The following is a 2,570-nucleotide window of genomic DNA, read 5'->3' on the forward strand; positions in this document are numbered from 1 at the left end:
CCCGCGAGACGATCAGTTCTCCGCGCGACCGGCCCGCCAGTAGCCCATGAACGCCACCGCGCGCCGGTCCATGCCCCGCTCGGTGACCAGGTGCCGCCGCAGGCCGCGGATCACCGCCGCCTCCCCGGCCAGCCAGGCGTAGAGCGCCGCGCCGTCGGGCCGCTCCGGCACCTCCCAGAGGATGTCCCGGTCCACGTCCACCTCGGCCAGCGGTGCGGCGCCCGCCGCGACAGGTACCGGCACCAGCCGGCCGGCCAGGCTCGTCACGGCCGGGGTGAGCCGGCTGCCGTGCGGGGCGCCGTCGCGGGGCAGCCAGGTCACCGTGACGCCGGCCGGGGGCCGGCAGGGCAGCTCGTCGCCGGTCTCCGGCACCTCCACCAGCGCGTGCCCGCGCGCGTCGGCGGGCAGCCGCTCCAGGATCGCGCAGATCGCCGGCGCGGCGGTCTCGTCGCCGGCCAGCAGCAGCGTCGCCCCGGCGGGCGGCTGGAACTCGACACCGCCGTGCGGGCCGTCCCAGCCGGCGTCCGGGCCGACCACGGCGATCCGGTCGCCGAGGCGGGCCCGCCGGGCCCAGCGGGTGGCCGGGCCGCCGTCGCCGTGCAGCGCCATGTCCACGTCCACCTCGTACGCCTCCGGCCGGACCGCGCGGACCGTGTAGGTGCGGATCGGGCTGCGCAGCGCGTCCGGCAGCTCACGCCACCGCGGGAACCAGTCCGGCCCGTCGGGCAGCTCCCCCGACGCGCCGTCGACCGGCGGCAGGGCCAGCTTGATCCGCTGGTCGTACCCGTTGTCGGCGAACCGGTCCAGGTCCGGGCCGGTGAGCGTCACGCGCAGGAACGACGGGCCGAGCCGGCGTAGCGCGCGGACCTCGACGGTGAAGACTCGCCAGGGCGCGACGGCCAGGGTGCTGGTCATGCGTCATTCCTCTCACGTGCGGGGGGTGGTTCGTCGGCGAACGGGTCAACGGGCGGCCGCGGCGGCGCGGGAACGCCACAGCAGCCAGACGAAGTACGGGGTGCCGATCATGGCGGTGACCAGACCGGCGGGGACCTGGGCGGGGGCGATGACGCTGCGGCCGAGCGTGTCGGCGAGGCTGACCAGGGTGGCGCCGAGCAGCACCGCGACCGGCAGGACGCGGGTGTGCCGCCCGCCGACGAGCGCCCGGGCCGCGTGCGGCGCGACCAGGCCGACGAAGCCGATCACGCCGACCGCCGACACGGCGGTGGCGGTGAGCAGCGCCGCCAGGCCGAGCGCGACCAGCCGGGCGCGTTCCAGCCGGACGCCGAGCACCCGGGGCGTGTCGTCGTCGAGCGCGAGCAGGTCCAGCTCGCGGCGCACGGCGGCGACCACCGGCAGCGCGACCAGCAGCGCGATCGCCACCGGCAGCACCTGCGGGGCGGTGCGCCCGTAGGTGGAGCCGGACAGCCAGGTCAGCGCCTTGCCGGTGTTCCACGGGTCGGAGGACACCACGATGAACGTGATGATCGCCGTGCCGCCCTGCCAGACCGCGAACCCGATCAGCACCAGCCGGTCGGAGTTGAGTCCCCGCCGCCGGGCCAGGCCGTAGACCAGCGCGAACGCGACGACCGCGCCGAGACCGGCGGCGCCGGACAGTGCGAGCACGCCGGCCATCGGCGCGAACGTCAGCAGCGACACCGCGCCGATGCCGGCACCGCCGGTGATGCCGAGGATGCCCGGCTCGGCCAGCGGGTTGCGGCAGACCGCCTGCACTGTGGTGCCGGCCAGGGCCAGCGCGGCGCCGGCCAGCAGCGCCGCGGCGACGCGCGGCCAGCGGGCGTCCAGCACGAAGGTGTACGCCGGTCCGGTGCGGCCCTGCACCCAGTTGACGATGTCGCCCAGCAGCACCCAGGTGTCACCGGCGAGCATGCCGAGCACCAGCGCGGCGGTGACGACGACCGCGCAGACCGCGACGACGGCGGCAACGAAGCCGCGGGAGCGCACGGCGGCGTGGCCGCCCGGCGCCTGCCGGGTCGGTCCGGCGTCGCGGTGGCGGCGGGCCAGCCAGACCAGCAGCACCGCGCCGAAGAGCGTGGTCACCACGCCGGTCGGCACGTCGACACCGGCCTGGCCGCCGAGCACGGCGCGCAGCAGCACGTCGGAGCCGAGCACGATGACCACGCCGACGATGCCGGACAGCGGCATCAGGACGCGGTGCCGGTGCACCTCGGGCACCCACTTGCCGAGCAGCCGGACGATCACCGGCGCGCCGAGACCGACGAAGCCGATCGGGCCGGCCAGGGTGACCGCCGCGGCGGAGAGCAGCACGGCGAGCAGCACGACCGTGAGCCGGGTACGACGCACGTTGAGCCCGAGCACGGTGGCGGTGTCGTCGCCGAGGGCGAGCAGGTCCAGCCGGTGCCCGAGTGCCACGAGCACCAGTGCGGCGACAGCGATCACGGGGGCGAGCTGGGTGAACGCGACCAGGTCGCCCTGCACGAGCGAGCCGTTGCCCCAGGCGAACAGGCCGATGGTGGCCTGCTCGAACAGCAGCATGAGCTGCATGGTCAGCGAGGACAGCGCCATCGCGGTGGCCGAGCCGGCGAGGACGT

At 76.2% G+C, this 2,570-nt stretch carries 2 protein-coding genes; both read right to left on the minus strand.

The features are described from left to right. Positions 1-12: 12 nt before the first annotated feature. A complete protein-coding gene (locus KBX39_RS28675) occupies positions 13-915 on the minus strand; it encodes a siderophore-interacting protein (RefSeq protein WP_043323340.1) in 903 nt (300 codons plus the stop codon). Between the two features lie 45 nt (positions 916-960). Beyond that, the coding region (locus KBX39_RS28680; RefSeq protein WP_210873526.1) for an iron ABC transporter permease at positions 961-2,570 on the minus strand (1,610 nt) is incomplete at its 5' end.

Origin of the sequence: Micromonospora sp. D75 (genome assembly GCF_018070405.1) — a bacterium.
Taxonomy (GTDB): domain Bacteria; phylum Actinomycetota; class Actinomycetes; order Mycobacteriales; family Micromonosporaceae; genus Micromonospora; species Micromonospora chalcea.